Source organism: Streptomyces sp. NPDC101234 (genome assembly GCF_044767525.1).
Taxonomy (GTDB): Bacteria; Actinomycetota; Actinomycetes; order Streptomycetales; family Streptomycetaceae; genus Streptomyces; species Streptomyces sasae.
Genome location: NZ_JBIWOA010000052.1, coordinates 1 through 26,960, shown reverse-complemented (window position 1 = coordinate 26,960; position 26,960 = coordinate 1). Strand labels below are relative to the sequence as shown.

At 71.3% G+C, this 26,960-nt stretch carries 25 protein-coding genes and 1 tRNA gene; 12 read left to right on the top strand and 14 right to left on the bottom strand.

From position 1 onward, the window contains the following. The first annotated feature begins 65 nt into the window (after positions 1-65). A complete protein-coding gene (locus ACIRR9_RS50370) occupies positions 66-860 on the top strand; it encodes a metal-dependent hydrolase (RefSeq protein ID WP_365337139.1) in 795 nt (264 codons plus the stop codon). Positions 861-934: 74 nt separating this feature from the next. Here ACIRR9_RS50370 and ACIRR9_RS50365 read toward each other — a convergent pair whose 3' ends face one another. From ACIRR9_RS50365 to ACIRR9_RS50340, 6 genes are all read right to left on the bottom strand, one after another. Then, positions 935-1,195, bottom strand: coding sequence for a type B 50S ribosomal protein L31 (locus tag ACIRR9_RS50365; protein ID WP_403767068.1), 261 nt, complete (start codon positions 1,193-1,195; stop codon positions 935-937). A 51-nt stretch (positions 1,196-1,246) separates the two neighbouring features. Beyond that, a complete protein-coding gene (locus ACIRR9_RS50360) occupies positions 1,247-1,717 on the bottom strand; it encodes a DUF5709 domain-containing protein (protein WP_403767065.1) in 471 nt (156 codons plus the stop codon). 192 nt (positions 1,718-1,909) lie between these two features. Further along, on the bottom strand, positions 1,910-3,691 hold the full coding sequence (locus ACIRR9_RS50355) for an ABC transporter ATP-binding protein (protein WP_403767062.1): 1,782 nt from the start codon (positions 3,689-3,691) through the stop codon (positions 1,910-1,912). Next, positions 3,688-5,499, bottom strand: coding sequence for an ABC transporter transmembrane domain-containing protein (locus ACIRR9_RS50350; RefSeq protein ID WP_403767059.1), 1,812 nt, complete (start codon positions 5,497-5,499; stop codon positions 3,688-3,690). Before ACIRR9_RS50350 ends, ACIRR9_RS50355 begins: the two co-directional genes overlap by 4 nt. A 192-nt stretch (positions 5,500-5,691) precedes the next feature. Then, entirely contained in the window at positions 5,692-7,662 is a 1,971-nt protein-coding gene (locus ACIRR9_RS50345; RefSeq protein ID WP_403767057.1) for an N-acetylmuramoyl-L-alanine amidase, read from the bottom strand. 215 nt (positions 7,663-7,877) lie between these two features. After that, complete coding sequence (locus tag ACIRR9_RS50340) at positions 7,878-9,407, bottom strand: M1 family metallopeptidase (RefSeq protein ID WP_403767054.1); 1,530 nt, start codon at positions 9,405-9,407, stop codon at positions 7,878-7,880. Positions 9,408-9,599: 192 nt separating this feature from the next. On the opposite strand from ACIRR9_RS50340, the gene ACIRR9_RS50335 reads away from it, so the two are divergent. Together ACIRR9_RS50335 and ACIRR9_RS50330 are read left to right on the top strand one after the other, a co-directional pair. Beyond that, entirely contained in the window at positions 9,600-11,195 is a 1,596-nt protein-coding gene (locus ACIRR9_RS50335) for a peptide-N4-asparagine amidase (protein ID WP_403767051.1), read from the top strand. A 171-nt stretch (positions 11,196-11,366) separates the two neighbouring features. Continuing rightward, entirely contained in the window at positions 11,367-12,713 is a 1,347-nt protein-coding gene (locus ACIRR9_RS50330; protein WP_403767048.1) for a cation:dicarboxylate symporter family transporter, read from the top strand. A 67-nt stretch (positions 12,714-12,780) separates the two neighbouring features. Here ACIRR9_RS50330 and ACIRR9_RS50325 read toward each other — a convergent pair whose 3' ends face one another. After that, positions 12,781-13,233 (bottom strand): MarR family winged helix-turn-helix transcriptional regulator, encoded by a 453-nt coding sequence (locus ACIRR9_RS50325; protein ID WP_403767045.1) that lies wholly within the window; start codon positions 13,231-13,233, stop codon positions 12,781-12,783. Positions 13,234-13,328: 95 nt separating this feature from the next. On the opposite strand from ACIRR9_RS50325, the gene ACIRR9_RS50320 reads away from it, so the two are divergent. Next, the gene (locus ACIRR9_RS50320) at positions 13,329-15,254 is read left to right on the top strand and encodes an ABC transporter ATP-binding protein (RefSeq protein WP_403767042.1); all 1,926 of its coding nucleotides are present in this window, start codon (positions 13,329-13,331) and stop codon (positions 15,252-15,254) included. A gap of 85 nt (positions 15,255-15,339) precedes the next feature. Continuing rightward, entirely contained in the window at positions 15,340-16,218 is an 879-nt protein-coding gene (gene mltG / locus ACIRR9_RS50315) for an endolytic transglycosylase MltG (protein WP_403767039.1), read from the top strand. Positions 16,219-16,230: 12 nt separating this feature from the next. On the opposite strand, the gene ACIRR9_RS50310 is transcribed toward mltG, so the two are convergent. After that, positions 16,231-17,307: an NAD(P)-binding domain-containing protein gene (locus tag ACIRR9_RS50310; RefSeq protein ID WP_403767037.1), complete on the bottom strand. Its 1,077-nt coding sequence runs from the start codon at positions 17,305-17,307 to the stop codon at positions 16,231-16,233. Positions 17,308-17,392: 85 nt separating this feature from the next. Between ACIRR9_RS50310 and ACIRR9_RS50305 the strand changes: the two genes are divergently transcribed. The 3 genes from ACIRR9_RS50305 (at position 17,393) to ACIRR9_RS50295 (ending at position 18,273) form a co-directional block, all read left to right on the top strand. After that, positions 17,393-17,821 (top strand): secondary thiamine-phosphate synthase enzyme YjbQ, encoded by a 429-nt coding sequence (locus ACIRR9_RS50305; RefSeq protein WP_403767034.1) that lies wholly within the window; start codon positions 17,393-17,395, stop codon positions 17,819-17,821. 32 nt (positions 17,822-17,853) lie between these two features. Beyond that, positions 17,854-17,935 (top strand) — tRNA-Ile (locus tag ACIRR9_RS50300). Positions 17,936-18,087: 152 nt separating this feature from the next. Next, positions 18,088-18,273 carry a hypothetical protein gene (locus tag ACIRR9_RS50295; protein WP_403767032.1) on the top strand — a complete coding sequence of 62 codons (186 nt, stop codon included), beginning with the start codon at positions 18,088-18,090 and terminating at the stop codon, positions 18,271-18,273. A gap of 14 nt (positions 18,274-18,287) precedes the next feature. On the opposite strand, the gene ACIRR9_RS50290 is transcribed toward ACIRR9_RS50295, so the two are convergent. From ACIRR9_RS50290 to ACIRR9_RS50280, 3 genes are all read right to left on the bottom strand, one after another. Next, a complete protein-coding gene (locus ACIRR9_RS50290; protein WP_403767029.1) occupies positions 18,288-18,977 on the bottom strand; it encodes a hypothetical protein in 690 nt (229 codons plus the stop codon). A 106-nt stretch (positions 18,978-19,083) separates the two neighbouring features. Beyond that, on the bottom strand, positions 19,084-19,812 hold the full coding sequence (locus tag ACIRR9_RS50285; RefSeq protein ID WP_403767027.1) for a hypothetical protein: 729 nt from the start codon (positions 19,810-19,812) through the stop codon (positions 19,084-19,086). Between the two features lie 50 nt (positions 19,813-19,862). After that, on the bottom strand, positions 19,863-20,540 hold the full coding sequence (locus tag ACIRR9_RS50280) for a hypothetical protein (RefSeq protein ID WP_403767024.1): 678 nt from the start codon (positions 20,538-20,540) through the stop codon (positions 19,863-19,865). Positions 20,541-21,104: 564 nt separating this feature from the next. On the opposite strand from ACIRR9_RS50280, the gene ACIRR9_RS50275 reads away from it, so the two are divergent. Both ACIRR9_RS50275 and ACIRR9_RS50270 read left to right on the top strand, forming a co-directional pair. Continuing rightward, the gene (locus tag ACIRR9_RS50275) at positions 21,105-22,520 is read left to right on the top strand and encodes a DEAD/DEAH box helicase (RefSeq protein ID WP_403767021.1); all 1,416 of its coding nucleotides are present in this window, start codon (positions 21,105-21,107) and stop codon (positions 22,518-22,520) included. A 186-nt stretch (positions 22,521-22,706) separates the two neighbouring features. Then, positions 22,707-22,949 (top strand): DUF5302 domain-containing protein, encoded by a 243-nt coding sequence (locus ACIRR9_RS50270; RefSeq protein ID WP_403767018.1) that lies wholly within the window; start codon positions 22,707-22,709, stop codon positions 22,947-22,949. Between the two features lie 62 nt (positions 22,950-23,011). Here ACIRR9_RS50270 and ACIRR9_RS50265 read toward each other — a convergent pair whose 3' ends face one another. Then, positions 23,012-23,431 (bottom strand): transposase, encoded by a 420-nt coding sequence (locus ACIRR9_RS50265; RefSeq protein ID WP_403767015.1) that lies wholly within the window; start codon positions 23,429-23,431, stop codon positions 23,012-23,014. 24 nt (positions 23,432-23,455) lie between these two features. On the opposite strand from ACIRR9_RS50265, the gene ACIRR9_RS50260 reads away from it, so the two are divergent. Further along, on the top strand, positions 23,456-23,941 hold the full coding sequence (locus tag ACIRR9_RS50260) for a DUF2975 domain-containing protein (protein ID WP_403767012.1): 486 nt from the start codon (positions 23,456-23,458) through the stop codon (positions 23,939-23,941). Further along, complete coding sequence (locus ACIRR9_RS50255; RefSeq protein WP_403767009.1) at positions 23,941-24,180, top strand: helix-turn-helix domain-containing protein; 240 nt, start codon at positions 23,941-23,943, stop codon at positions 24,178-24,180. Before ACIRR9_RS50260 ends, ACIRR9_RS50255 begins: the two co-directional genes overlap by 1 nt. A 102-nt stretch (positions 24,181-24,282) precedes the next feature. Here the strand turns inward: ACIRR9_RS50255 and ACIRR9_RS50250 are convergent, their stop codons facing one another. Both ACIRR9_RS50250 and ACIRR9_RS50245 read right to left on the bottom strand, forming a co-directional pair. After that, on the bottom strand, positions 24,283-26,394 hold the full coding sequence (locus tag ACIRR9_RS50250; protein ID WP_403767145.1) for a LamG-like jellyroll fold domain-containing protein: 2,112 nt from the start codon (positions 26,392-26,394) through the stop codon (positions 24,283-24,285). Between the two features lie 140 nt (positions 26,395-26,534). After that, positions 26,535-26,960, bottom strand: a 426-nt coding sequence (locus ACIRR9_RS50245; protein ID WP_403767006.1) for a TetR/AcrR family transcriptional regulator C-terminal domain-containing protein, incomplete at its 5' end; no start/stop codon positions are given.

The window sequence follows — 26,960 nt, the reverse complement described above, 5'->3', positions numbered from 1 at the left end:
GACGGAGCGTCAACGCACCCGGTCAACTGGACAGCGGCACACGAGGAATGGGGCGGACAAGGGCCATGATGGGACCAGCACACTCACTGTCGGGAGCCGCCGCCTGGCTCGGCGTCGGAGCCGCGGCCGCCGCGGCCGGGCACCCGATGCCCTGGCCGGTGCTGCTGGTCGGCGCGCTGATCTGCGCCGGCGCCGCACTCGCTCCGGACCTCGACCACAAGGCCGCCACCATCTCGCGCGCCTTCGGACCGCTCTCGCGCTGGGTCTGCGAGATCGTCGACAAGCTCTCCTACGCCGTCTACAAGGCGACCCGCAAGCCCGGCGACCCGCGCCGCAACGGCGGGCACCGCACACTGACCCACACCTGGGTGTGGGCGGCGCTGATCGGCGGTGGCTGCTCGGCCGCGGCGATCCTCGGCGGGCGCTGGGCGGTGCTGGCGATCCTCTTCGCGCACATGGTGCTGGCGATCGAGGGGCTGCTGTGGCGGGCGGCCCGCGGCTCCAGCAGCGATGTACTGGTGTGGCTGCTGGCGGCGACCAGCGCCTGGATCCTGGCGGAGATCCTGGACAAGCCGGGCAACGGCTCGGACTGGCTGTTCACCCAGCCCGGCCAGCAGTACCTGTGGCTGGGGCTGCCGGTGGTGCTGGGGGCGCTGGTGCACGACATCGGGGACGCGCTGACGGTCTCCGGCTGCCCGATCCTGTGGCCCATCCCGATCGGCCGCAGGCGCTGGTACCCGCTGGGCCCGCCGAAGGTGATGCGGTTCCGCGCGGGCAGCTGGGTCGAGCTGAAGGTGCTCATGCCGGTGTTCATGGTGCTGGGCGGCATAGGCTGTGCGGCCGCGCTCAACGTGATCTGACCCGGACGCGGGCCGGCCGCCGGCGTGCTGCGCGACGACGGCCGGGGGGCCTCGGCCCCGACGTGCTCCGGGGGTCAGCCGGCCTTCCCCGAGCCACCCCCGTAGCGGCGCTCGAAGGCGGCGACACGGCCCTCGGAGTCCACCGTGCGTGCCTTGCCGGTGTAGAAGGGGTGACTCTCCGAGGAGATCTCCACATCGACGACCGGGTATGTCCGGCCGTCGTCCCAGTCGATGGTCTGGTCGCTGGTCGCGGTGGACCGGGTCAGGAAGGCGTAGCCGGCGGCGCGGTCACGGAAGACCACCGGGTGGTAGTCGGGTTGCTTGTCCTGCTGCATGGCGGCTCCTCGAACAGGGCGGTCGGGGCGGTCGGGCAGGGTGGACCGGCGTCAGCCGTAGGCGGTGTCCTCGTCGACGATGTGCATCGCGGCCTCCTCGGCGGAGGCCCCGGCGCCGTCGATACCGACGTCGGTGGCGACGAGGCCGTTCTCGTCGTCCTCGTGCGCTCCCTCGTTCGGGGCCACGAGCCGGCCGGAGCGCAGATCGCCGACCTCGTTGTCCAGGGGTTCGCCGTCGCTGCCCTGACAGTCGCCGATGCCGTCGCCGTCGGGGACGGCCGGCTCGGGGAGCTCCTCGGCGAGCCGCTGGTCCAGGGTCTCGCCCCGGCGGCGCTCGGCCGCGGTCACCCCGGTGTGCTCCACCGCCCAGGGCCGCTCGGGCGGGGACCAGCCACGGTCCAGGGGATCGCTGACGCCGTCGGACTCCAGCGTGTCCTCCACGTCGAGCAGCCCCGTGTCCTCGCGGATCTCGGATCCGTCGGGCTGGTAGACGTCATCCCCCCATCCGTCGGCGGTGGTCACGGCTACCTCCAGGGAGTGAGGACGCGGTCCGCGGGGCGGGCCGCCGGCACGCTCGGCACGGGTGCGCGGCGCGAACCGTACGGTTCCCGGCCGGTCCCCGAACCGGTGCCGCTCTCCAGCCTTCCACCCCTGCTCGCACCCGCGCAACGGCACGGGGCCCGACCTGCGGTGCGCACCCCGTGCCGCGGCCTGTCACCCGTGCCACGACCGCCACAGCGCCGCGTAGGCGCCGTCGGCGGCCACCAGGTCGTGATGGCTGCCGAGCTCGCTGATCCGGCCGTTCTCGACCACGGCGATGACGTCCGCGTCATGGGCGGTGTGCAGCCGGTGGGCGATGGCGACCACGGTGCGGCCGTCCAGGACCCGGGCCAGGGACCGCTCCAGATGGCGGGCCGCGCGCGGGTCCAGGAGCGAGGTCGCCTCGTCCAGGACCAGCGTGTGCGGGTCGGCCAGCACCAGCCTGGCCAGCGCGATCTGCTGGGCCTGCGCCGGGGTCAGCGCCAGCCCGCCCGAGCCGACCTCGGTGTCCAGGCCCTCCTCCAGGGCGCGCGCCCAGCCGTCCGCGTCGACCGCGCCCAGGGCGGCCCACAGCTCGGCGTCCTCGGCGCCGGTCCTGGCGAGCAGCAGGTTGTCCCGCAGGGAGCCCACGAAGACGTGGTGCTCCTGGTTGACGAGGGCGACATGGGAGCGGACCCGTTCGGCGGTCATCCGGGACAGTTCCGCGCCGCCCAGGGTGATCCGGCCGTCCCGGGGCGCGTAGATCCCGGCGAGCAGCCGGCCCAGGGTGGACTTGCCCGCGCCCGAGGGACCGACCAGGGCCAGCCGGGTGCCGGGCGCGACCTCCAGGGAGACCTGGCGCAGCACGTCGACACCCTGCAGGTAGCCGAAGCGGACCTCGTCGGCGTGCACCTCCCGGCCGGCGGGGGCCAGCGCGGCGTCCCCGGCGTCCGGCTCGATGTCGCGCACGCCGACCAGCCGGGCCAGCGACACCTGGGCGACCTGGACCTCGTCGTACCAGCGCAGGATCAGGTTGATCGGCTCGACGAGCATCTGGGCGATGAGCGCGCCCGTGGTCAGCTGACCGACGTCGAGCCGGCCGTGCAGGACGAAGACCCCGCCGATCAGCAGGACCGAGCCGAGCACCATGGTGTGGGTGGCGTTCAGGGCCGGGAAGAGCACCGAGCGCAGCCACAGGGTGTAGCGCTCCCAGGCAGTCCACTCCTTGATCCGGCGCTCGGACAGCGCCATGCGGCGGGCACCGAGGCGGTGTGCCTCGATGGTGCGCCCGGCGTCCACGGACTCCGCGAGGGCGGCGGCCACGGACGCGTATCCGGCTGCCTCGGAGCGGTAGCCGGCGGGCGCCCGTTTGAAGTACCAGCGGCAGACGACCACCAGGATCGGCAGGGCGAGCAGCACGCTGGCCGCGAGCGGCGGAGCCGTGACGGCGAGCCCGCCGAGCAGCAGCACGACCCACACGATGCCGATGGACAGCTGCGGTACGGCCTCGCGCATGGCGTTGCCGAGCCGGTCGATGTCGGTGGTGATCCGGGACAGCAGGTCGCCCGTGCCCGCCCGCTCCAGGACGCCCGGCGGCAGCCCGACCGACCGGACGAGGAAGTCCTCGCGCAGGTCGGCCAGCATCCGCTCGCCGAGCACGGCACCCCGCAGCCGCACCTCGCGCACGAAGACGGCCTGGACGGCGAGCGCGAGCACGAACAGGCCGATGGTCGGCCCCAGACGGAGTTCGCGGGCACCGTCGGAGACCCGCTCGACGAGCCCGCCGAGCAGATACGGGCCGGCCATCGAGGCGACCACGGCCACCGCGTTGACCGCGATCAACAGGAAGAAGGCCCGGCGGTGCCGGCGGAACAGTTCGGCCACGTAGGCCCGCACGGTCGCGGTGGCGCCGACGGGCAGGGTGGTGGCCGTCGTCGGGGCCGCCGGGTCGTAGGCCGGTGGCGCGACGCCGATCATGCGCTCTCCTCGATCTCTTCCAGCGCGCCGCTCCGCAGCGCGACTTCCTCGTCCAGGGAACCCGGCAGCGCCGCATCCCCCTCGGTCTCCCGCGTCACCACGGCCCGGTACCGGGGCTCGGTGCGCACCAGTTCGCGGTGCACGCCGACCGCCACGACCTCGCCCTCGTGGACGAGCACGACCCGGTCGGCCCGGTCGAGCAGCAGCGGCGAGGAGGTGAACACCACGGTGGTACGGCCGGACCGCACCTCCCGGATGCCCTCCGCGATCCGCGCCTCGGTGTGGGAGTCGACGGCGGAGGTGGGCTCGTCCAGGACGAGCACCCCGGGGTCGGTGATCAGCGAGCGGGCCAGGGCGAGCCGTTGGCGCTGTCCGCCCGACAGGGAGCGGCCCCGCTCGGTGATCCGGGCGTCCATCGGGTCGGTGACGTCCAACGAGCCCTGGACCAGGGCGTCCAGGACGTCCGTGCACTGGGCGGCGGCCAGCGCGTCCTCGGCCCGCACGGCTCCGGAGGCCGGCACGTCGAGCAGTTCGCGCAGCGAACCGGACAGCAGCACCGGGTCCTTGTCCTGGACAAGCACCGCGGTGCGGGCGGCGGCCAGGGGCAGTTCGTCGAGCGGTACCCCGCCGAGCAGTACGGAGGTGCCGGCCTCGGCCGGGTGGCCACCGAGGCGCTCGGCGAGGTCTCCGGCCGCGTCGGGGTCGCCGCAGACCACGGCCGTCAGCCGTCCCGTGGGCGCCAGCAGACCGGTGGCCGGGTCGTACAGGTCGCCGGCCGGAACCGTGTCCGCGCGCGAGCCGCCGGTGTCGGTGGCCCGCTCCAGGGAGAGCACCCGCGCGGCCCGCTTCGCCGAGGGACGGGAGAAGGAGTACGCCATGGCGATCTCGGTGAAGTGCTGCAAGGGGTAGTTGAGGATCATGACCGCGCTGTAGACGGTGACCAGTTCACCGACGGTGACGCGGCCCTGCCGGGCGAGCTGGACGCCGTGCCAGACAACGACGATCAGCAGCAGCCCGGGCACCAGCACCTGGATGGCGGAGATCAGCGACCACATCCGGGCGCTGCGCACGGCGGCGTGGCGCACCTCCTGGGAGGCGCGGCGGTAGCGGTCGAGGAAGAGGTCCTCGCCGCCGATGCCGCGCAGCACCCGCAGCCCGGCGACGGTGTCCGAGGCCAGCTCGGTGGCCCGGCCGGCCTTCGTGCGCTGGAAGTCGGCGCGCCGGGTCGCCCGGGGCAGCAGCGGCAGCACGGCCAGCGCCACCAGGGGCAGGCCGGCGGCGACCACCCAGCCGAGGGCCGGCTGGTAGAAGAGCAGCCCGACCCCGACCAGGACGACCGTCACCGCGGCGGCGGTGAAGCGGGAGACCGCCTCGACGAACCAGCCGATCTTCTCGACGTCGCCGGTGGAGACGGCGACCACCTCGCCGGCCGCCACCCGCCGGGTCAGCGCGGAGCCCAGCCGGGTGGCCTGGCGGGCGAGCAGCTGCTGGACGCGGGCGGCCGCGGTGATCCAGTTGGTGACGGCGGCCCGGTGCAGGAAGGTGTCGCCGACGGCGATCGCCGTGCCGCACAGCACCAGCAGACCGCCCGTCAGCGCCAGCCGGGTGCCGGAGCGGTCGACGACGGCCTGTACGGCGAGGCCCACACAGAACGGGAGAGCGGAGACGGACACGAAGTGCAGCAGGCCCCAGGCCAGGGCCTTGAGCTGGCCGCCCAGCTGGTTCCGCCCGAGCCACCACAGGAATCGGGGACCCGAACGCGCGTCCGGCACGCCAGGGTCGGAATACGGAAGATCTTGAATGTGCATGGCGTCCCAGCGGCTCGTGTCGGGGGAAGTGGCGACAAGCCGTGACAGGTTCGCGTCGGAGCGTGCTCGAAATCAAACGGTTTTCTGTGGTGGCCGCCGAAATCCGCTGCCTTCCGGCCAGGGCGTGTTGCCCAACACGAGCTGAACGTCATGCGATTGAGTCGACGGGCCGATATGCGCTGCCCGGCCGGCCTATGGCCTGGGCGCGCCTCCCGTGGTGGTGCGGGCGTCCACCAGGTCCACGTCGTTCGCCCGGACGTAGGCGAGCCGGTGGCCGAGCTGGATCTCGTAGTACTTCTCGTGGCCCACCACCACCGGTTGCGGTGCGTCGGAGAAGAACGACCTGTCGACGTAGGAACTGCCGACGCCGGCCTGTGTCACATACCGTTGGCCCGCCCGCATGCTGTACGGGAGCGGCGCCTCGTCCTCCTCCTCCACTCCCTCCGGGTACGCCTCCTCCTCGGGGAGGGCCCGCCCGAACACCGGGACCTCGTCCAGGCCCTCCTTCGGCGTCACCATGCGGCCGCTCGCGCCGACGGCCGTCGGATGGTCCGCGGGATTCTTGAACCAGGCCTTCTCGCCCTGGTACCAGATCGCCGTCCACTCGCCGCGCCGCTCGGCGACGGCGAACGTCTGGCCGGTGGAGACGCGTGATCCCAGATCGCTGACGTCCTCCGTGGATTCGTCGCCGTCCGGTCTGCGGCCCGGGTCCTGGATCAGCGGGGAGTGCTCGTCCGGTTCGGTGTAGAGGCGGACCGCGCTGGACCCGTGCGGCGCGCACGGCTTGCCGTGGCCGTCGCACCCCGTGTACCGCGGCTTGTGGGTGGCGTAGTCCGGAAGGATCATCACCATGGGGCTGTCCGGTCCCGCCGTGGCCTTCAGCGGTGCGCCGAGCAGGTCGAAGTAGTGCCGCCAGTCCCAGTAGGGGCCGGGGTCCTCGTGCATCTCGGGGATGCTGTCGGCGGTCGGGGACGGCACGTTGTCATGGCCGAAGATGTGCTGCCGGTCGAGCGGGACGCCGTACTTCTTGGCGAGGTAACGCACCAGGCGCGCGGAGGAGCGGTACATCTGCTCCGTGTACCAGGTTCCGGGGTGGGCGAGGAATCCCTCGTGTTCGATACCGATCGAGCGGGCGTTCACGAACTTGCTGCCCGAGTGCCAGGCCTCGTCCTTCGTCCTGACGTGCTGGGTGACGTGGCCGTCGCTGGAGCGGACCGAGTAGTGCCACGAAGCCTCCGTCGGATCCTGCACGGTCTGGAACATGTTCGGCAGCTTCGCCTCGGTGTCGTGGATGACGATGTACTCGATCCGCTGGTCCCTGGGCCGGTCGGCGAGGTCGTGGTTGCCGTAGTCGCCGTCGTCGTCGATCTGCACGTACGGCGCGGCCAGCCAGTCGCAGGCCAGCTCCGGAGGACACTCGACGTCCTTCGGCCGGGGGGTGGCCTGCGGGCCGGGGTGCGGCCTGACACCGGGGGCGGCCGGGAGGGTGACGTCCTGTCCTTCGGCGGTGGTCCGGTGCGCTCCGCGGCGGATGAGGCCGAAGACATCGTTGGCGTACGTCGCCGCCGACGTGATGTCAGGTGTACCGGGGAAACGTTCCACCGCCTGCCACCAGTCCGCGGGGTCGGCGCTGAGCGGCTTGCCGAGCCGGCGCTGTGTGGCGGCCAGGATCGCCGCGCCGCCGCGTACGTTGGCGACGGCGTCCGTCCGCAGCTGTCCGGCCGGGATCCGGATCAGCCGCGCGGCGCGTTCCAGGTCCGCCGGCTGCACGGTGTGGGCGCCGGGTGCGCCCGCTCCCGCCTCGCCCGGCACGGCCGTACCGCTGTTCGGTGTCGCCGGGCCCGGCGCCGGCGACGGGGCCTGCATGCGCGCGGCGTCCACCAGGTGCATCGGCCCGTAACCGCCCGCCACGCTGGGGGTGCCCGGATGGGCGTCCCAACGCGACTGCATGTAGGACACACTCATCAGCACGCTGCGTGGCACATGGAACTCGCGCGCGGCGTCCGTGAAGGCGTTCTGCAGGTGCTGGTCCTCGGCGTCGCCGGAAGTGCACGCCGGGAGCATCAGCAGCGGTGGCAGCAGCGCGGCCGTCGCGATCAGGCAAGCCGTCCGGCGGCAGATGCGGACCTTGTCGGGCACTCGTGGAGTGACAGTTCTTCTCATACCAGAGGGTCTCCAACCGCTTGCTGAGGGTCTCCAACCACACTCGTCGCAACCGGGGCAAGGGTGTTGCCCTTCACGTCACCCCTCGTACGTTTCCGTGCCGGACGCGACCCGGCGCGCCGAGCGTCGACCGGGTGGCCCAGCGATCCGGCACAGGCCACCCGGTCGGCGGCAGCGGCTCGGCGTCCGAGGGGACGGCCGCGCGCCGGGCCGGCTCAGTCCTCGACCGGGTCCACGTGCCAGTCGGGGTGGCCCGGCATCGGCGGGGTGTGGGGCCCGTACAGCCAAGGGGTCAGAAACGGCGTCAGATCCTTGCCGGCGACCCTGGAGGCGAGTGCGACGAAGTCCCGGGTGCCGGCCGCACGGCCCCGGTTGTCGGTCACCCAGGCCCGCTCGATCCGGCCGAACGTCTCGTCACCGACCTTCTCCCGCAAGGCGTACAGCACCAGCGCCGAGCCGTCGTACCGCATCACCTTGAACAGCGTCGGCTCGGTGGGCTCGGCGGGCGCGCCGTCGTCGTGGCGCCACTGGTCGTGCTGCTCGTAGGCCGCCCGCATGGCGTCCTCCATGCTGACGCCGCCGTGCTCCTCGGAGTACAGCCGTTCGTAGAAACGGGCGTGACCCTCACTCAGCCACAGGTCGGACCACCGCCGGACGGCGACACTGTCACCCGTCCAGTGGTGGGTCAGCTCGTGGACGAGATTGCGCTCGGCGTCGACGCGGTCGCCCAGCAGGTCGTTCTTCGGCACGAGGGACAGCGACTGCGTCTCCAGCGCCACCGGCAGCTCGGTGTCGCCGACCAGCACGCCGTAACTGCGGAACGGGTACGGTCCGAGCCGCTGCTCCAGCCAGGCGAGGTGCTCCGGGGTGAGGGAGCGTTCGGCCTCGGTGTCCGCGACCAGGTCGTCCGGCACCACGTCCCGCACGGCCCGCCCGCCCGGCCCCCGGCCGGCGACGAACGTGAGCTTCCCGACCGCCAGCTGGACCAGCTGGGCCGCGATGGGCTCCTCGGAGTCGTACGTCCACTGCACCCGGCCGCCGGGCTGCCGGACGCGTTCGACGAGCCGGCCGTTGGCCACCGCGCTCAGGCCCGGCGGGGTCGTGATGTGGAAAGTGAAGGGCGCCCGCAGGCTGGGATGGTCGTCCGCCGGGAAGATCATCTTGGCGCCGTCGGGCTGGGCACAGACCACCGTGCCGTCGGGGGTGGGCACCCAGCCGTACTCCCGGATCGCGTCGGCGCGCTGCCGCCGCTGGGTGGGGTCGGCCGTGTAGGCGACGTGGACGGTGAACGTGCCGCCGCGCGGGATCGGCTTCGCGGGCGTGACGACGAGTTCGTCGCCGTCGCGTACGGCGGTGGCCGGCGCGCCGTCGACGGTGACCTTGTGCAGGGTGTTGCCCGCGAAGTCCAGGTCGAAGCGGGACAGCGCCTGGGTGGCGGTGGCGCTGATGGTGGTACCGGCCGCGAACGGCGTACGGGGCGCTTGCCAGTCGAAGTCGAGTGTGTAACGGCGGACCGTGTAGCCGCCGTTGCCGTCCAGCGGCATGAGCGGGTCGCCGATCCCCGGCGCGCCGGGGGAGGGGGCGGGGCCGGCCGAGGCGCCGGGGGCGGGGGAGCCGTGGTCCCGGTGCGGGTCGCCGGCGGAACAGCCGGTGCCGGTGAGCGCGACGGCGCCCGTCAGGGCGAGGGCGGCGCGGAGGACATGGCGCCGATGCCGGGGGGCCGGCTGCGATGGTGGCGGCTTCACCGGACGGGTCCGTCGTGAACTGGGCGCAGGGCTGCGCTGCCATGAGCGGTCGTGATCTCCATGGCAGCACTGTGGCAGTAAGATCGTCTTATAGCACCATATGCACCTCTTGTGTTCGTCCGCTCGGGTCATGGGGCGGGCGGCCGGTCGCCCCATTGCGGTCGGCGGTCAACTCCCCGTAGAACACCGGCCATGAGAAGACGGATCGTCATGTCCATGCTCGCCGGGGTGACCCTCCTGGCGAGCGCGCTCCTCGGCACGGGTGCCCCCGCCGCCCGGGCCGCCGACGTACCGGCCGAGTTCGGCACCGACTGGCACGACCCGGTGACCGCAGCCCCGCCGGTGTCCGTGCCCAAGGACGCCAAGTCCTGCCAAGTCACCCTCGCCGAGGCCCAGTTCGGTGACTTCACGCCGTACAGGGGAACGTACACACCCCCACAGGGCTGCGGCGACCGCTGGAGCAAGGTGGTGCTGCGGCTCGACGGCAAGGTGAAGGGCCGTCAGTACGACCGCCTCGGCTATCTGCACGTGGGCGGGGTGGAAGTGCTGCGCACCTCCACCCCCGAGCCCTCGCCGGACGGTATCGAGTGGCATGTGCAGAAGGACGTCACCCGCTACAGCGACACCTTCCGCAGCGCACAGGACGTCGAGATGCTCATCGGCAACGTTGTCGACGACACCTACACCGGCGTCATCGACGTCAAGGTCACGCTCACCTTCTACGAGGGGCGCCCCCGGGCAGCAGTCCCCGACAGGGTGCTGACCCTCGCCGGCGGCGCCGCCCTCACCACCCCGCGCAACAGCGAACGCATCGTCGCCGAGGTGTACGCCACCGGATCCGGCGGCGGCTGCGAGGAGTTCTGGTACCTGACCGTGGCCGACCCGGCGTCGTACTCCTGCAAGGCGGACAAGGGGCCCTACCGGGAGGTGCAGATCAAGGTCGACGGCCAACTGGCCGGAATCGCCTCGCCGTTCCCGAACGTATGGACCGGAGGCTGGTCCGACCCCTTCCTCTGGTACGTCATTCCGGGCCCCCGCGCCTTCGACGTCAAGCCGATCGACTTCGACCTGACGCCGTTCGCGGGGCTGCTCGACGACGGCCGCCCGCACCAGGTCGAGGTCTCCGTCGCCGGGGTGCCCGCGGGGCAGGCGGGCTGGAGCGCCCCCGTGAACGTACTGGTCTGGCAGGACGCGCACCGCGCCCAAGTCACCGGGAAGCTCACCGGGGCCAAGGCCACCGAGCCCGTCAACTCCTCGGTGTATAACCCGGGTTCGGGGGAGTACCGGGTCGACACGGATGCCGGGCACCGGCTCACCGTCTCCGGCTACGTCGACACCTCGCACGGCCGGGTGACCACCACCGTCAGCCGGACGCTGGCCAACACCTCCGTCCACCGCTGGAACGACGGCGAGACGACGGACGCGCTCGACGCCACCTGGACGGACGACCAGAACGTCACGGTGGAGGCGGGTGGAGTGCCCCGGGCGACGCGCACGCTGCGGACGTACACGATGAACGGCGCCACCACCATCGGCACCGACGACCGGCTGCGCACCGAACTCACCCTAGGGGACCGGGCGTCGGTCCATCGGGCCGGAGGCGGCTGGTCGCGGCTCGACGACACCTACAGCGGTGACGCGACGTACACCCTCGGTGTGCCGCGCGACCAGCGGCACGCGGTCGGCACGTCGAGCGAGCGCTACCGGCTGTACGGGTCCGGCGGTTGCTACGACCGTTCACTGGCCACCGAACAGGGGGTGCTGACCGAGGACCGCAGCGGCTGCTGAGGCGAGTTGTGTGCGATGCATCACTGGGCTGGTGATTTACACGGCTGACACACGGTGGTCTCGGACGGGATCAAGAAGGCCTCCAGAGTGATCGACGCGGAAGCCGTTTTCCGCATCGCAGAAGTCCCGCTCGGCTTCCGCGAGTCGATGCTCCCCCCACTAGGAGTGCCCGTGCCGCAGTCCGTACCGTCCCTGCCGCGACGCGTCGCACGCATACTGCGTACCTCCCTCTTCGCGCAGGTCGCCTGCGCGCTCGTGCTCGGAATCGTCGTCGGGAGGCTGTGGCCCGGTTTCGCCTCGGACCTGCAGCCGCTCGGCGACGGTTTCACCCGGCTCATCAAGACGATCATCTCCCCGCTGGTGTTCTGCGTGGTCGTCGTCGGCATCGCCAAGGCCGGTGATCTGAAGGCCTTCGGGCGGATCGGGCTCAAGGCGCTGATCTGGTTCGAGGCGGCCAGTACGCTCGCGCTGCTCCTCGGACTCGTCGCCGCCAACGTCGTCCAGCCCGGCTCCGGGATGCATGTCGACCCGGCCACGCTGAGCGCCAAGGCGGTCGACGCGAAGACGGGCGGCGGCTCGCTGCCCTCGACGGCCGAGTTCGTCCTCAACGCCCTGCCCACCAGTTTCATCGGCGCCTTCGCCGAGAACTCCCTGCTCCAGGTGCTCGTCCTGGCCTGTCTGGTGGGCGCGGCCCTGCTCCACCTCGGCCCCACCAAGGTGCCGCAGGTGCTCCCCGTGATCGAGCAGGCCCAGGAGATCATCTTCGCGATCGTCGGCTTCGTGATGCGCCTCGCGCCGATCGCCGTCTTCGGCGCGATGGCCGTGCTGATCGGCCAGTACGGCCTCGGCGTCATCGAGACCTACGCCAAGCTGATCGTCCTGTGCTACGCGGCTGCCGCGCTCTTCGTCGCCCTGCTCGCCGTCGCGCTCAAGGCGCTGACCGGGCTCAGCCTCTGGAAGTTCGTCCGCTACATCCGTGCGGAACTGCTGCTCGCGCTGGGCACCGCCTCCACGGAGTCCGTGCTGCCGCGCGTGATGCAGAAGCTGCGCAAGGCCGGCGCCCGTGACGACGCGGTCGGCCTGGTGCTGCCCACCGGGTACTCCTTCAACCTGGACGGCGCCTCGCTCTATCTCTCCATCGGCACCCTGTTCATCGCGCAGGCCGTGGGCGTCGACCTGAGCCTGAGTCAGCAGATCACCGTGGTCCTGGTGCTGATGCTCACCAGCAAGGGCATGGCCGGCATCCCCGGCTCGGCGTTCCTCGCCCTGTCCGCGACCGCCTCCTCGCTCGGGGCGATCCCGGCCGGTGCCGTCGCCCTGCTGCTCGGCGTCGACCGCATCATGGACTCGATGCGCGTCGTCACCAACCTGCTCGGCAACTGTGTCGCCGTGTTCGCGGTGTCCCGCTGGGAGGGTGCCCTGGACATCGAGCGGGCGAAGCGGACGCTGGGCGGTGAGGCCGAGGTGGTGACCGAAGAGGCCGAGGTGCCGGCCAGGGAACCCGTGACCGAGAGCTGACCGTACGACGAGAAGCCGCTCCCCTCCCCGGCAGGAACCGGACGGAAGGGGGCGGCTTCGTCATGTCTCAGCAGTGCTTCGCCGGCACCGGCCCGTCGACCAGCGTGTCCAGCAGCCCGCCCAGCACCGCCCGCTGCTCCTCCGACAGGGGAGCGAGGATCTCCTCGGCCGCCGACCTGCGCGCCGCCCGCAGTTCGCGCAGGGTCTCGCGGCCTTCGTCCGTGATCTCTATCCGGGTCACCCGGCGGTTCGTCGGATCCGCCACCCGGCGCACCTTGCCGCTCGCCTCCAGTCCGTCGACCAGGGTCGTCACCGCGCGCGGCACCACCTCCAGGCGTTCGGCGAGGTCGGCCATGCGCGGGGGCGCGTCGTAGTGCGCGAGGGTGCGCAGCAGCCGGGACTGGGCCGGGGTGACGCCCAGATCGCGCGCCTCGAGATGGCGTTTCTGGATGCGCCACACCCGGCGCGTGAGGCGTAGGAGCTGCTCGGCGAGCGGGCCGTCGGAGTCGGGGGTGCTCATGCGGGAATAATATCAGGACCTAGTTCATTGTGAGCATAGGTAACAGTGAGCTATGCTCCGTGAGTCCGTACTCACCACACCCATCCGTAGGAGCCATGCCCCGAGACGAGATCAACTGGACCCCCGACGGCGCTTCGGCCGGGCAGCCCCGCCAGGTGCGCCGCATCCTCAGCCTCTTCCGCCCCTACCGCGGGCGCCTCGCGATCGTCGGCCTGCTGGTCGGCGCCGCCTCCCTGGTGTCCGTCGCCACCCCGTTCCTGCTGAAGGCGACCCTCGACACCGCGATCCCGCAGGGCCGCACCGGACTGCTCAGCCTGCTTGCGCTGGGCATGATCCTCAGTGCCGTCCTCACCAGCGTCTTCGGCGTCCTGCAGACGCTGATATCCACCACCGTCGGCCAGCGCGTCATGCACGACCTGCGCACCGCCGTCTACGGCCGGCTGCAGCGCATGTCGCTCGCCTTCTTCACCCGCACCCGCACCGGCGAGGTGCAGTCCCGCATCGCCAATGACATCGGCGGCATGCAGGCGACCGTCACCTCCACCGCCACCTCCCTGGTCTCCAACGTGACCAGCGTGGTGGCCACGATCGTCGCGATGATCGCCCTCGACTGGCGGCTCACCATCGTCTCGCTGGTCCTGCTCCCGGTCTTCGTGTGGATCAGCCGCCGGGTCGGCAACGAACGCAAGAAGATCACCACCCAGCGCCAGAAGCAGATGGCCGCGATGGCCGCCACGGTCACCGAGTCTCTCTCCGTCAGCGGCATCCTGCTCGGCCGCACCATGGGCCGCGCCGACTCGCTCACCGCGTCCTTCGCCGAGGAGTCCGAGCAACTGGTCGACCTGGAGGTCAGGTCGAACATGGCCGGCCGCTGGCGGATGGCCGTGATCACCATCGTGATGGCCGCGATGCCCGCCGTCATCTACTGGACCGCCGGCGTGGCCCTCCAGATGGGCGGCCCGCAGATCTCGCTCGGCACCATCGTCGCCTTCGTCTCGCTCCAGCAGGGCCTGTTCCGCCCGGCCGTGAGCCTGCTGGCGACCGGCGTCCAGATCCAGACCTCCCTCGCGCTCTTCCAGCGCATCTTCGAATATCTCGACCTGCCCATCGACATCACCGAGCGGGACGAGCCGGTGCACCTGGACCGGGTGAAGGGCGAGGTCCGCTTCGAGAAGGTCGAGTTCAGGTACGACGACAAGGGCGGCCCCGTCCTCGACGGCATCGATCTCGCCGTCCCGGCGGGCGGCAGCCTGGCCGTCGTGGGCCCGACCGGCGCCGGCAAGTCCACGCTCGGCTACCTGGTTCCCCGGCTCTACGACGTCACCGGCGGGCGGGTCACCCTGGACGGCGTCGACGTCCGCGACCTCGACTTCGACACCCTCGCCCGCGCGGTCGGGGTCGTCTCCCAGGAGACGTACCTCTTCCATGCCTCGGTCGCCGACAACCTGCGCTTCGCCAAGCCGGACGCCACCGACGAGGAACTGCACGCGGCCGCCCGCGCGGCGCAGATACACGACCACATCGCCGCCCTGCCCGACGGCTACGACACGGTCGTGGGCGAGCGCGGACACCGCTTCTCCGGCGGTGAGAAACAGCGGCTGGCCATCGCGCGCACCATCCTGCGCGACCCGCCGGTCCTCATCCTCGACGAGGCGACCAGCGCCCTGGACACCCGCACCGAACACGCCGTCCAGGAAGCCATCGACGCGCTGTCGGCCAACCGGACGACCATCACCATCGCCCACCGGCTGTCCACGATCCGCGGCGCCGACCAGATCGTCGTCCTCGACTCCGGGCAGGTGGCCGAACGGGGCACGCACGAGGAGCTCCTGGAACTCGACGGGCGGTACGCGGAACTGGTGCGGCGCGACGCGCGGTTGGAGCCGACGGGCGAGTCCGCGGTCGAGTCCGCGGCGGAGCCGGCCACGGTCGGAGAGGCGGCCCGGTGGGAGACGGTGCGACGGCCGGGGCGGCGAAGGGGCGACCGGGGGCGTCAGCCCGCGACTCCGCCGACAAGCTGAAGCCGACGAGCCGAAATCCCCAACGTGACGTCGACAAACTGAAGATATGTCGGGTTTATGGGTATCTGCGGGCTAACGTTCGCGCATGCAGATGAACACTCCGCCACGGAAGACGATCCGACGGAAACCGATTCGACTGACGCGCCGGGGCAGGCTGCTCCTCGGAGTGACCGGCGCCGTCGTGGCCGGCACCGCCGTGGCGGTGCCGCTGCTGTTCCTGGGGCGCGGCGCGCCCACCAGGCCCGCGGTCCTGGTCATCCCGGAGGGCTGGCGTACGTCCCAGGTCTACGACTCGGTCGACAAGGCCCTCGCCCTTCCCGCCGGCAGCACCAAGCAGGCCGTCGGCACCGCGGGCCTGAAACTGCCCGGCGAGGCCCAGGGCAACCCGGAGGGTTATCTCTTCCCGGCCAGCTATCCCCTGGCGAAGGGCTCGACCCCGCAGTCGGTGCTGCGGTCCATGGTCGAGACCGCCAACCAGAAGTTCGACATGGCGCCCGTCGCGGCCGGCGCCCAGCGCAACGCGATGAACGTCTACCAGGCGGTGACCATCGCCAGCATCGTCCAGGCCGAGGCCGCGAACGCGGCCGACATGGGGAAGGTGGCCCGGGTCGTCTTCAACCGGCTGCAGAACGGCATGCCGCTGCAGATGGACTCCACCCTCAACTACGGCCTCAACCGCAACACCCTGAACACCACTGTGAACGACACCCGCGTCCAGAGCCCGTACAACTCCTACCAGCGCATGGGACTGCCGCCCACGCCGATCGACAGCCCGGGCGAGGACGCCATGCGAGCCGCCCTCAACCCGACGCCGGGCAACTGGCTGTACTTCGTCACGGTCAAGCCGGGAGACACCCGGTTCACCGCCGACTACGCCGAACACCAGCGCAATGTCGCCGACTTCAACGCCGTGCAGAGCAGCAAGGCGCAACGGTCGCCGCACGCCTCCCCGTCGCCCCGCTGAGCCGCCGGTGTGTCACGCGGCGACGGGCTCCCCGGCCAGCAGCCGCCTGATGTCCCGTACGGCCTCGCGCCCCGCCCGGTTGGCACCGATGGTGCTGGCCGAGGGGCCGTACCCGACCAGGTGCACGCGCGGATCGGCGACCGCGCGGGTCCCCTCGACCCGGATCCCGCCGCCCGGCTCGCGCAGCCGCAGCGGCACCAGATGATCGAGGGCCGCGCGGAAACCGGTGGCCCAGAGGATGACATCGGCGTCGACACGGCGGCCGTCGTCCCACTCCACCCCGTCCGGGGTGATGCGGTCGAACATCGGCTGCCGGTCCAGGACGCCGTCCTCCAGGCCCTTCCGGACGGCGTCGTTGAGCGGCAGCCCGGTCACGGACACCACGCTTCTCGGCGGCAGTCCCTGCCGCACCCGCTCCTCGACCAGCGCCACCGCGGCCCGGCCCGCACCCTCGTCGAAGGGGCCCTCACGGAAGACCGGCGGCCGCCGGGTGACCCAGGTGGTGGCGGCCGCGTACGGGGCGAGCTCCAGCAGATGCTGGGTGCCGGAGGCCCCGCCGCCGACCACCACCACCCGCTTCCCGGCGAACTCCTCGGGCCCGGCGTACTGCGCGGTGTGCAACTGCCGCCCCCGGAAGGTCTCCTGGCCCGGGTAGCGCGGCCAGAACGGCCGGTCCCAGGTGCCGGTGGCATTGATCAGCGCCCGAGTCGACCAGTGCCCGGCGTCGGTCTCCACGAGCAGCCGCCCGCCCTCACCCTCGCGCACCGCCCGGACATCCACGGGACGGTGTACCCGAAGGTCGAAGGTGCGCTCGTAGTCGGCGAAGTACTCGCCGATGACCTCGGCGGACGGCCGCGCCGGATCCGCCCCGGTCAGCTCCATGCCCGGCAGCGCGTGCATTCCGTGCACCTTGCCGTACGTCAGTGACGGCCACCGGAACTGCCAGGCGCCGCCCGGGGCGGGGGAGTGGTCGAGGACCACGAAGTCGCGGTCCGGCACGAAACCGGCGCGCCGCAGGTGATAGGCGCTGGACAGACCGGCCTGACCAGCGCCTATGACGACTACCTCGACCTCACGCAAGTTGTTCACGCTTCTACCAACCGAGGGGTGGCCGTGGATCTTCCCGGCACCGCCGCCCGCACGGCCGACCAAGCCCATGCGCGAGGATGGGGGCATGTCGGACGCCTTCACCACACGAGTGCTCCATGTCGCCACCGGTAGCCGCGAGCGGGTCGTCGACCTGACCGGCGACTGCGAGGCCTTCCTCCGCGAGGCCGCGGCCGGCCGCGACGGACTGCTGAACATCTTCACCCCGCACGCCACGGCCGGTATCGCCGTCATCGAGACCGGCGCCGGCAGCGACGACGACCTGCTGGCGGCGCTCCACACCCTGCTCCCCGCCGACGACCGCTGGCAGCACCGGCACGGCAGCCCCGGCCACGGCCGCGACCACGTCCTCCCGGCGATCGTGCCCCCGCACGCCACCCTTCCGGTGATCAACGGACGCCTGGAACTGGGCACTTGGCAGTCGGTGTGCCTGGTCGACACGAACAGGGACAATCCCGAGCGAAAGGTGCGATTCTCCTTCCTGGGGGGTTCCTGAACCGGACCCTGGCCATAGGGCGACAACTCGGCGGAGCTGTTCGGTGCATCGCCCCTCGGGGGCGGCGGACTCATAATCCGTCGGCCGTGGGTTCGAGTCCCACCCGCTCCACCATGCAGGTGTCTGAACTGCGGAAACGTCTCCTCTGGCGTGCGGATTCAGGACTTTGGGCTGCGGGGCTGAATCCGCTGCTCGTGAGTTCGACTCCGGGCCGTCAGTGTGCGTTGGGATCGCTTTGACCTGCGCGGACGTGTCGGCCTGCGGTGATGATCGCCCTCAAGCAGTGGGGCGACCGGTACGAGGCGGACCCGGAGGGGCCGCCTCTGGAGGTGCGTCACCGTGACTGCGGCGAACCGGTGGAAACCGTCGTCGTCTGCACGGGCGGTCACGGACCGCTCGTCCCCCGACAGGCCTACACGCGACCCGGTGCCTCGGCCCACGCGCTGACCTGACGGAGGACCGCGGCTCAGCCGGCGTCGGGAGACGGCTTGCGGCCCGCGATTCCGGCGGCCACGAGGTGCTGGATCAGCCGTAGTGCCCGCTCGGTGTCCCAGAGCCGGGGGGAGGCCAGGGGGCCGCTCTCGGCGCACAGTTCGTCCGGGGGGAGGTCCGCCGTGGTGGGCAGGGCGCGCAGGACGTCGTTCAGGAATGTGCCGAAGTGCTCGCCGAGGGGTTCGGTGGTCGCCCGCCGCAGTTGCTCCAGCGCCGCCTCCACCGTGGCCAGCCGGGCGAGTACGGCGGCGTCGTCGACCAGTTCACCGGGCGGGGGCGCGAAGTCCATGTACCTCATGATTAGTTCGCCCGCCGCCCCGTCGGCCGGTGCGGCCTGCCACTTGTGGGAGTCCATGGCGTCAAAGGCGCGCCCCACGATCTCGGCGACCGCGCGGGCGATCGGCCGGGGGTGCAGGGCGAGCGGGCGGCCCGGCCAGTCGCCCGCGTACTCGGCGAACGGCGGGTCGCTCCTGATGTCGCTGTCCACTTCGATGTAGTCGATGTCGATCCGCTCGTGGGCCTCGGAATGCTCCCACAGCAACTCCACGGGGTGGTAGGCGTGTTCGTCCAGGAAGGTCCACCAGGCCGCTCGCCCGACCGGGAAATCGAGGAGGGGCAGCACGATCCTGCACTGGTAACACACCACGTCGACGGGTTCGGACACGTCTTCCTCCACTTTCCAGGCATGGTCTCCGCCTGCCAGGATCGGTCACTTACAGTAACGCCCCGGCAGGAGGTGCCGTGTGGTGCCTCCTGCCGGGCAGGGACGGTCAGAAGCCCTCTCGCTCCATCGCCCTCGCCTTGTTCAACATCCCCTGCTGCATCGCGTCCTCGTACCCGGAGTCGTCTCCGCCGCCGCCTCCGCCGCCCTTGCCCAGGTCGTGGAGGCCGGAATCCCCCAGGTCATAGGTGCCGAGTTCCTCGCCGGTGTCGTCCACGATGCGGACGGTGTACCCGCGCCACTTGGAGATGTCCCGTTCCGGCTGCTCCTGCCAGGCCTTCAGCCATTGATAGGCGTCCGATGTCTTGGGCACCTGGAAGAAGATTTCGTTGATCTTCGCCCCCTTGGCCCTGAGCTGCCGGGTGGCCTTCGACAACTGCCTCATGAAGGCGTTCTGATTGGGGTTCTCGATCGTCTTGACCTCGCGGTAGCCGACGACGTTCCCCTGACGGTCCAGGAGTTTGATGTCCGGGTTCGTCTCGCCCTGCTCGTTCTTTCCGTTCCTCTCCGGGTTGATCTCGGCCGTGGTGTCGTCCGGTCCGCCCTCCAGTGACTTGTACGAGTTCTCCTCGGTCAGCAACTCCTGCTTCTTCGAGCCCAGGTGTTCCTTGCGGAGTTTCTCGGCGCCCGCGCCCTTCGTGCTCGACGCGCTCCCGGATGCGGAATCGCCCCCGCCACCCCCGCCGTCCCCGTTCTGCACCGCGTACGCGATGTTCGGAGCGGCCACCGCCCCGGCGACGGTCGCGGCGCCGGCGATGGCCAGCCCCGTGCCCGCCATGTCGAGGGCCGCGCCGAGCGGAGCGCCGATGGCCGTGCTGGATCGGTTGGTCAGCTTCCCGGAGGTTCGTGTCTCATCTTGGCAGGGGATATATGACGTAAAGCGTCATATATCCCATAAGTCTTTTGGTGATTCCGCAGGGCCCTCCCGGCGTGGGAGTGTTCAGGTCGCAAGGCCCTGAGCTGGGCGGCCACGACGTCGGCCGGCGGGGTGGCAGGTCGTCCGATGAGCCGTTCGAGGTCGGTACGGGGCGTGTACCAGTCTCCGCGTGCGATGGCGAGGCTGGTGTCGGCCAGCAGGTCGGCGAACGCCTGCGGCACGCCCTGAGCGGCAAGGGCCTGGGCGTACTGGTCGGCGGAAAGGTCTTGATAGACCAGCGGTCTGCCGGACTGTCGGGAGACCTCGGCGGCGATGTCCGCGAGGGTGAAGGGGGTGCCCCCGAGTTCGTAGACGCGGCTGTTGCCTTCCGGCCCATAAGCATTTCCGGGTTGCCCTTGGCCGGTCAGGGCCACTGCTGCTGCGGCGGCGAGGTCGGCTCGAGTGGCTCCCGAGACCTGGCCGTCCGCGCCGCAGCCGTACGTCACGCCTGAGTCCAGGGCCGGCGCCAGGTCACCGAGCTCGCCGCAACCGCCTGCGCTCCGTAGGCGCGAGTCGATGTGTGCGATGCGCTGCCTGCCGCCCTGCACATCCCCGGCCTCACCGCCGAGCGGACGCTTGCCGGGCTCCATCCCTGGACAAGGGGTGGAGCATCATCTCGCCGGTAAGGGACTCCGCTGTGCGGAGGTTCCATTCTCTCGGCTGAACCGGGCGGCTGCGACCACTGCTGTGGTCAGCGTCCAACTCATCAGCCCCCAGGGGCCATAGAGGGGTCACAAGGACAGGAACGCATCGATACCGACGCTCAACTGCCGGGCAAGAGCCACCGCCGGCCCGGCCGGTCCGATGGGCGAGGCGGTGGCGTGCGGGGAAAGTACGGGGATGCCCGGGCGGGGCGTTCTGCGGGCCGGGGGCGAGCATGTCGGCGGCCTCGCCGAGTTCGGCCACGATCCGCTCCCGTCAGGTCTCGGCCGGAGCCCCGGATCACCACCCGGCTGAGCCGGAGAGGGGCGACCGGCGGGTGTGCGACGCAGGGGGTGAGCGGCTCCACGACGCGGGGCTGCCACTCCGTGTTACCCTCGGAGCTTTGTGTACTCGTGACGGTTGGCGATTCCGGTTGTTCGGTTTCCCTTGTTCGTCGGCTGCTCATTCCTACCGGGCCTTCCTCGGTACGTTCCCTCTGCGGAAGGTTCTTCATGAATCACCCCGACCGTCCCGGCACCTCCGACGACGATCTCGCCCCGCCCCTGGCCACTGCCCCCGTGGTGCCCCCGGTCGCTTCCTTCGCCGACCTGGACCTGCCGGCCGAGGTGCTGCGAACGCTCGGCGAACTCGGTGTGCGCGAGCCCTTCCCGATCCAGGCAGCCACGCTGCCCAATGCCCTCGTGGGACGCGACATCCTGGGGCGCGGACGCACCGGATCGGGCAAGACGCTCGCCTTCGGCCTGCCGCTGCTCGCACGGACGGCTGGGCGGCACGCGGAACCGAAGCAGCCCCTCGCTCTGATCCTGGTGCCCACCCGGGAGTTGGCCCAACAGGTCACCGAGGCGCTCGCGCCGTACGCCGACGCGCTCCGGCTGCGGATGGCCACGGTCGTCGGCGGCATGTCGATCGGTCGGCAGGCCGCCGCGCTGCGAGACGGGGCCGAGGTCGTCGTAGCCACCCCCGGCCGTCTGCACGACCTCATCGAGCGCAAGGCCTGTCGCCTGGGACGAGTGCGCATCACCGTCCTCGACGAGGCCGACCAGATGTGCGACATGGGCTTCCTGCCGCAAGTCACCGAGGTGCTCGACCAGGTGCACCCCGAGGGGCAGCGGATGCTGTTCTCGGCCACGCTGGACCGCGATGTCGACCACTTGGTCCAGCGCTACCTCCATGCCCCCGTCGTCCACTCGGTAGACCCGTCCGCGGGCGCGGTCACGACGATGGACCACCATGTTCTGCTCGTCCACGGCCCCGACCGGTACGCCGTCGCCACGGAGATCGCCGCCCGCGACGGCCGGGTACTGCTGTTCCTGGACACCAAGCACGCCGTCGACCAGCTCACCCGGCACCTGCGGGCCAGTGGGGTGCACGCCACGGCCCTGCACAGCGGCAAGTCCCAGCCGCAGCGCACACGGACCCTCGCGCAGTTCAAGAACGGCCAGATCCCCGTTCTGGTGGCGACCAACGTCGCGGCCCGTGGCCTGCACGTCGACGACCTCGATCTTGTGGTCAACGTCGATCCGCCCACCGACCCCAAGGACTATGTGCACCGCGCCGGCCGCACCGCCCGAGCCGGTGAGTCCGGCAGCGTCGTCACGTTGGTGCTGTCGGGCCAGCGCCGCGAGACGAGCCGGCTGATGGCAGAGGCCGGCATCGAGCCGACGATCACCAAGGTGCGCTCGGGGGAGGCGGAGCTGAGCCGGATCACCGGGGCCAAGGCTCCCTCCGGCATCCCGCTCGACGGCGGGCCCGCCGCGCCCCGGCCCAAGAACACCAACGCTCCCTTCCGTGGCCTGGGCACCAGCAAGGACACCTCCCGCGGCGCCGGCGGCAGGTCACGAAGGGCCGACGAGGCCCGCAAGCTCGCCGAGGCCCGCAGGGCGGCCGAGGTGCGTCGCGGCCGCTGAGCCGTTTTGAACGCTCTCATGGTCTGCCCGGCCGAGAGGGGGGCCCGCCGAAGCCGGAGCCATCATGTCGCCGACGCCCGGCACTGCGCCCCGCACTGCGTCCGGCACCGCGCCCGGCACTGCGTCCGGCACAGCGCCCGGCATGACAAGCTGGGCTTCCCATCGCCCGAACCACAGGAGGTCGCCATGACCGCAGAGTCTGTATCCGAAGAAGGTTCGGAGCCGACCGACCCCGAGACGTCCGCTCTGGTGCCCGACAGCGACGGCAACTACGACCTGAAACGCAAGTTCCGGGAGGCCCTGGCGCGCAAGCGTGGTGAGCAGGCGGACTCCGCCGACCTCGCTGCGAACGTCGATGCGTCGAAGGTCCGCAGGGCGAACGGCCCGGCTGCGAGCCAGCGGTCGTTCCGGCGCAAGAGCGGCGGCTGAGTCGATCGGTTCCGCGCTCCGGCCGCCCTGCGACACAGCCTCTGGGTGCCACGGAAGGATGCTCAGGGGCTATCCAGGGCCCATCCAGGCCACGCGGACAGGAACGGACAGCCGGGATCCAGGCGGCCCGGCGCGGCTGCCATGACGACCTCGCCGGGGCCGGTGGCGGTGAAGTTCCGGCCGATCGGGTCGGGAGCCGGGGCGGCACGTGCTGTCGTGCCGCCGCCCGGCCCCGACAACCCGGCACCGGCTTCGGCCTCTTGGGCGGCGCGCGCCTTCTTCGACCAGCCCCGCACGGACTCCGAAGCGATCCCGAGCTCCCGGGCGGCTTCGGTCACCGTTCGGCCCGGCGACCGCACGAGCTCGATCGCTTCCCGCTTGTGCTTCTCCGAGTACGGCTTCCTGGACTCGCTTCCCACCTGAAACTGCCCACCCTCGGTCTCACCTCTTGCCCAGCCTATCGAGAATCGATAGATTTCCATCGCAACTCGATGGAAGGGTGAGTCATGGGAAAGCTGGCAGTGGGTGCGCTGCGTGTCGTGCTCGGGGTGGTGTTCGTCGGCACCGTGTTCGTACAGGCGGGGATGGTGTGGGCGTTGGCCGCCAAGCCGGACGACGGGTCGCTCCCGCTGACCCCGCTGCGCGTGATCACGATCCTGGGCATGGTGGCGGTCCAGGTCGCCCTGGTCTGCGTAGGGCGGCTGGTGACGATGGTGCGACGCGGAACCGTGTTCTCCCACGCCGCCTTCCGGTACGTGGACGGCGTGATCGGCGCGATCGTGGCGGCCGCCCTCGTGTGGTTCGCGGTCACGGCCATCAACGCGCCGGGCCAGCGGGACGACCCGGGCGTCAGTGTCATCATGGCCGGCATCGGCCTGGCCATCCTGGGGGTCGCGCTCATCGTGCTCGTGCTGCGGATGCTGCTCGTCCAGGCCGTCGCGCGCGACGTCGAAGCGGCGCAACTGCGGGCCGAGTTGGACGAGGTGATCTGATGCCGATCGCCGTCGACATCGACGTGATGCTGGCCAAGCGGAAGATGTCCGTGGGCGAACTCGCGGACCGCGTGGGGATCACACCCGCCAACCTGGCGGTACTCAAGAACGGCCGCGCCAAGGCGGTGCGCTTCGCGACGCTCGCCGCCCTGTGCGAGGTGCTCGAGTGCCAGCCGGGCGACCTGCTGCGCTGGGAGGCCGAGGAGGCCGAGGAGGCAGCGGAGGCCGTGGCCGGATGACATACCGCGGCCGGGCGTGAGAACGCATGTCGAGTCCGGACGGCCCGCCGGAACCTGGGTTCGGGCGGGCCGTCGGGGAGGTCGGGGATCAGGGGGCAGGGATCAGCACAGGCAAGGATCCGTACTCCGGCCCAGGGCGAGGATGTCCCTGTCCCTCAGCGCACCGGAGTATGCCTGTACCTCGTCCACGTCGCCGTGCAGGTACTCGCCCCAGCCGTCACCGACCTTGGCCCGGCCGATCTGGAGGGCGCCGGTGCTGTGCCAGCCGTCGGGGAGGGTCGCGGTCGCCTGGGCGTTGGTGTAGCCGTCGAGGTAGAGCCTGATCGTGTCGGTGGCGTCGTCGTAGACCACGGCGAGGCGATGGCCCTGGCCCTCGCCCCCGTCCGCGCCCTCGATCTGGGACACCACCCTCTCGGGGGTTCCAGCCTCGTCCTTCTCCGGCATCACCAGTTGCCAGGTGTGCGTGGACGGCTCGTAGCGCACCTCGAAGGCGTCGGTGTGCTCACCGGCCTGCGAGAGCACGGTCATCGGGTGGGCGGGGTCGGAGTCCGCGAGGCGTACGACCACGCCGAGGGTGAAACTGTCCCCGGTGTCCACGACGGGCCCGTCGGCAGCGGCATACCCGTTCTCGCCGTCCAGACGCAGGTGCCCCTCGCCGACGAGCGCCGGCGGTACATAGGTGCAGTCGGGGTCGATGTCCGGGATGCAGGAATCGGCGGAGCCCTGGTAGACCGAAGCCCCCGTGCCGAGCCGCAGTGGCGCGCCGCCCGACTGCTCGGGGCTCACGCCGTCCGTCGCGTTCTCCAGCGACCAGTGGCCGAGCAGTTTCGGTTTGCGGTACGCCAGTTCGGCCGCCTCGTCCGGCACCACGACCCGGTCGTGCACCTGAACGTCACCGATGTCCCCGTGCCACCGGTCCCGGTAGTCGGCAGCCCCGCGGGCGCGCCCGATCTGGAAGGCGCCCGCCGCCTCGGCGGGAGTCGCGTCGGCCGCGGTCCCGACCTCGTGGCCGTTGACGTACAGCCGCGCCTTTCCGGTCTCGGCGTCGTAGAGCCCCAGCAGATGGGTCCACTCGCCGGTCTCGGGGGCGCCGCCGGACACCCGTGCGCCGCCGATCGCGAACGACCAGGCGGGCCCGGAGTCCTGACGGCGCAGCCCCAGGCCGAAGCCGGGCGCCCCGTCGGCGTCCTGGCTGGCGACGGTCATGTTCCGGTCGGTTTCGGCGGGCCGTACCCACGCGCTCACCGCGAAGGTCCTGCGGATGTCGGCCGCCGGGGCGTCCGGGGTGAGAAAGCCGTGGCCGCTGCCGTCGAGGCTGACCGTGGCGGTGGTCGTGGTGCCCGCGGGCGCCGGGCCGCCGAAGGTCACGCCGGTCCCGGCACGGGCGGCGGTACCGGTCTCGGCGGCTGCCGAGCGGGAGCCCGCCGGGTCGTCCAGCTTCCAGCGGGCGACGGGAGCGCGGCCGGCCTTCACGTTGAAGTCGTAATGCGACTCTCCGCTGCTGCGGCCCGACCGGTCGATCGCATGGACCGTCAGCGACTTCGGTCCCGAAGTGAGCGGCAGGTACGGGATGGTCACGGCCGCGCCCGGCCGCTCCGCGGAGACCGTTCCGTACGGGCCGTCCAGGAAGCCGTACGTGTACGACACCACGTCGTCGGAGGGCGAGTCCACGGTGAAGTGGCCGTAGACGCCCACTCCGTCCACCCAGAAGACGTCCTCGGGCTGGGGGTAGTCGGGAGAGGTGATCGTGGCCTTGTCCGGACTCACGTCGTCGTACACGAACGAGCAGACCGAGCCGTCGCCCTCGTCGCTCCACGGGGAGGTCGACTTGCCGTCGTTCGCGCGGACATGCCAGGAGATGACGGTGTTCGCCGGGATGTCGTTCGGCATTGTCCAGTACTGGCTCTGCCCCGACGTCAGGGTGATGGTGGTGTAGGTGCGCCGCTGCTCCACGCCTGCCGTGTCCGTCCACCAGGCTTCGAACTCGCCGCTGACCGGGCTGGCCTCGGAGGGCTGGTTGTCCTCCTCGGGGTCGTACAGCACTGCGCTGAGCCTGGGCGGCGCCGAGACGTACGGCGTGTTCTCGCCGGTCGCGCAGGCCTTGCCTCCCGACCGGAGGTCCTGGACGAGTGGCTGCTTCGGCGGCAGGTTGTCCACCGCGTGTGCCGTCCCGGCAGCCGTGGCCAACAGCGCCGCCGCGCAGCTCCCCACCATCGTCCGTCTGCGTCTGCCCGTCCCGCTGGATCTGGTCAAGTGCCCTTCCCCTGTTCGCTCTTGAGGCTCGTGGATCACACGAGCGCACGAAGCTAACAGAGGCGACCGACAACGGCGGAAGGGTTTTCGCGGCCGACCTGTCACTCGCGTGGGCCGACGCGGTCGGCGGTGAGGCGGGCCTCGAAGCCGTCCAGAACGCACTGGAGGCCGAACCCGAAGGTGTTGTCGGGCGCCGCGGCGTACTGCTCGGCAGCCGCGGTGTCGAGGCGTTCGCGCAGGCGAGGGAAGTGCATGGCGGTCTCGGTGGCGCGTGTCATGGCGTCGGCCATCAGTTGTTCGGCGCCTGCGCCGTTCTGGCCGAGCCGGCGGTACAGCGACACCTCCGCGGCGGGGCCGAGCGCGCTGCCGAGCACGAAGGTGAACACGGTGCCGGCCGCCCGGTCCGCGTCCGCGGCCGCGAAGCCCGCCTTCTCGTAGATGGCGAGGCTGAGGTCGTTGTGCCGGGCCTGGCCGGGCCCGTACAGGAGGTGGCTGCCGAACGCCTGGACGAGCCAGGGGTGGCGGGT

Bases quoted from the DNA above. Each gene is read 5' to 3' on its own strand.
- ACIRR9_RS50370 (WP_365337139.1), top strand. From the start codon at position 66: ATGATGGGACCAGCACACTCACTGTCGGGAGCCGCCGCCTGGCTCGGC.
- ACIRR9_RS50365 (WP_403767068.1), bottom strand. From the start codon at position 1,195: ATGCAGCAGGACAAGCAACCCGACTACCACCCGGTGGTCTTCCGTGAC.
- ACIRR9_RS50355 (WP_403767062.1), bottom strand. From the start codon at position 3,691: ATGATCGGCGTCGCGCCACCGGCCTACGACCCGGCGGCCCCGACGACG.
- ACIRR9_RS50350 (WP_403767059.1), bottom strand. From the start codon at position 5,499: ATGCACATTCAAGATCTTCCGTATTCCGACCCTGGCGTGCCGGACGCG.
- ACIRR9_RS50345 (WP_403767057.1), bottom strand. From the start codon at position 7,662: ATGAGAAGAACTGTCACTCCACGAGTGCCCGACAAGGTCCGCATCTGC.
- ACIRR9_RS50335 (WP_403767051.1), top strand. From the start codon at position 9,600: ATGAGAAGACGGATCGTCATGTCCATGCTCGCCGGGGTGACCCTCCTG.
- ACIRR9_RS50325 (WP_403767045.1), bottom strand. From the start codon at position 13,233: ATGAGCACCCCCGACTCCGACGGCCCGCTCGCCGAGCAGCTCCTACGC.
- ACIRR9_RS50320 (WP_403767042.1), top strand. From the start codon at position 13,329: ATGCCCCGAGACGAGATCAACTGGACCCCCGACGGCGCTTCGGCCGGG.
- mltG (WP_403767039.1), top strand. From the start codon at position 15,340: ATGCAGATGAACACTCCGCCACGGAAGACGATCCGACGGAAACCGATT.
- ACIRR9_RS50305 (WP_403767034.1), top strand. From the start codon at position 17,393: ATGTCGGACGCCTTCACCACACGAGTGCTCCATGTCGCCACCGGTAGC.
- ACIRR9_RS50295 (WP_403767032.1), top strand. From the start codon at position 18,088: ATGATCGCCCTCAAGCAGTGGGGCGACCGGTACGAGGCGGACCCGGAG.
- ACIRR9_RS50285 (WP_403767027.1), bottom strand. From the start codon at position 19,812: ATGGCGGGCACGGGGCTGGCCATCGCCGGCGCCGCGACCGTCGCCGGG.
- ACIRR9_RS50280 (WP_403767024.1), bottom strand. From the start codon at position 20,540: ATGGAGCCCGGCAAGCGTCCGCTCGGCGGTGAGGCCGGGGATGTGCAG.
- ACIRR9_RS50275 (WP_403767021.1), top strand. From the start codon at position 21,105: ATGAATCACCCCGACCGTCCCGGCACCTCCGACGACGATCTCGCCCCG.
- ACIRR9_RS50270 (WP_403767018.1), top strand. From the start codon at position 22,707: ATGACCGCAGAGTCTGTATCCGAAGAAGGTTCGGAGCCGACCGACCCC.
- ACIRR9_RS50265 (WP_403767015.1), bottom strand. From the start codon at position 23,431: ATGGAAATCTATCGATTCTCGATAGGCTGGGCAAGAGGTGAGACCGAG.
- ACIRR9_RS50260 (WP_403767012.1), top strand. From the start codon at position 23,456: ATGGGAAAGCTGGCAGTGGGTGCGCTGCGTGTCGTGCTCGGGGTGGTG.
- ACIRR9_RS50255 (WP_403767009.1), top strand. From the start codon at position 23,941: ATGCCGATCGCCGTCGACATCGACGTGATGCTGGCCAAGCGGAAGATG.
- ACIRR9_RS50250 (WP_403767145.1), bottom strand. From the start codon at position 26,394: ATGGTGGGGAGCTGCGCGGCGGCGCTGTTGGCCACGGCTGCCGGGACG.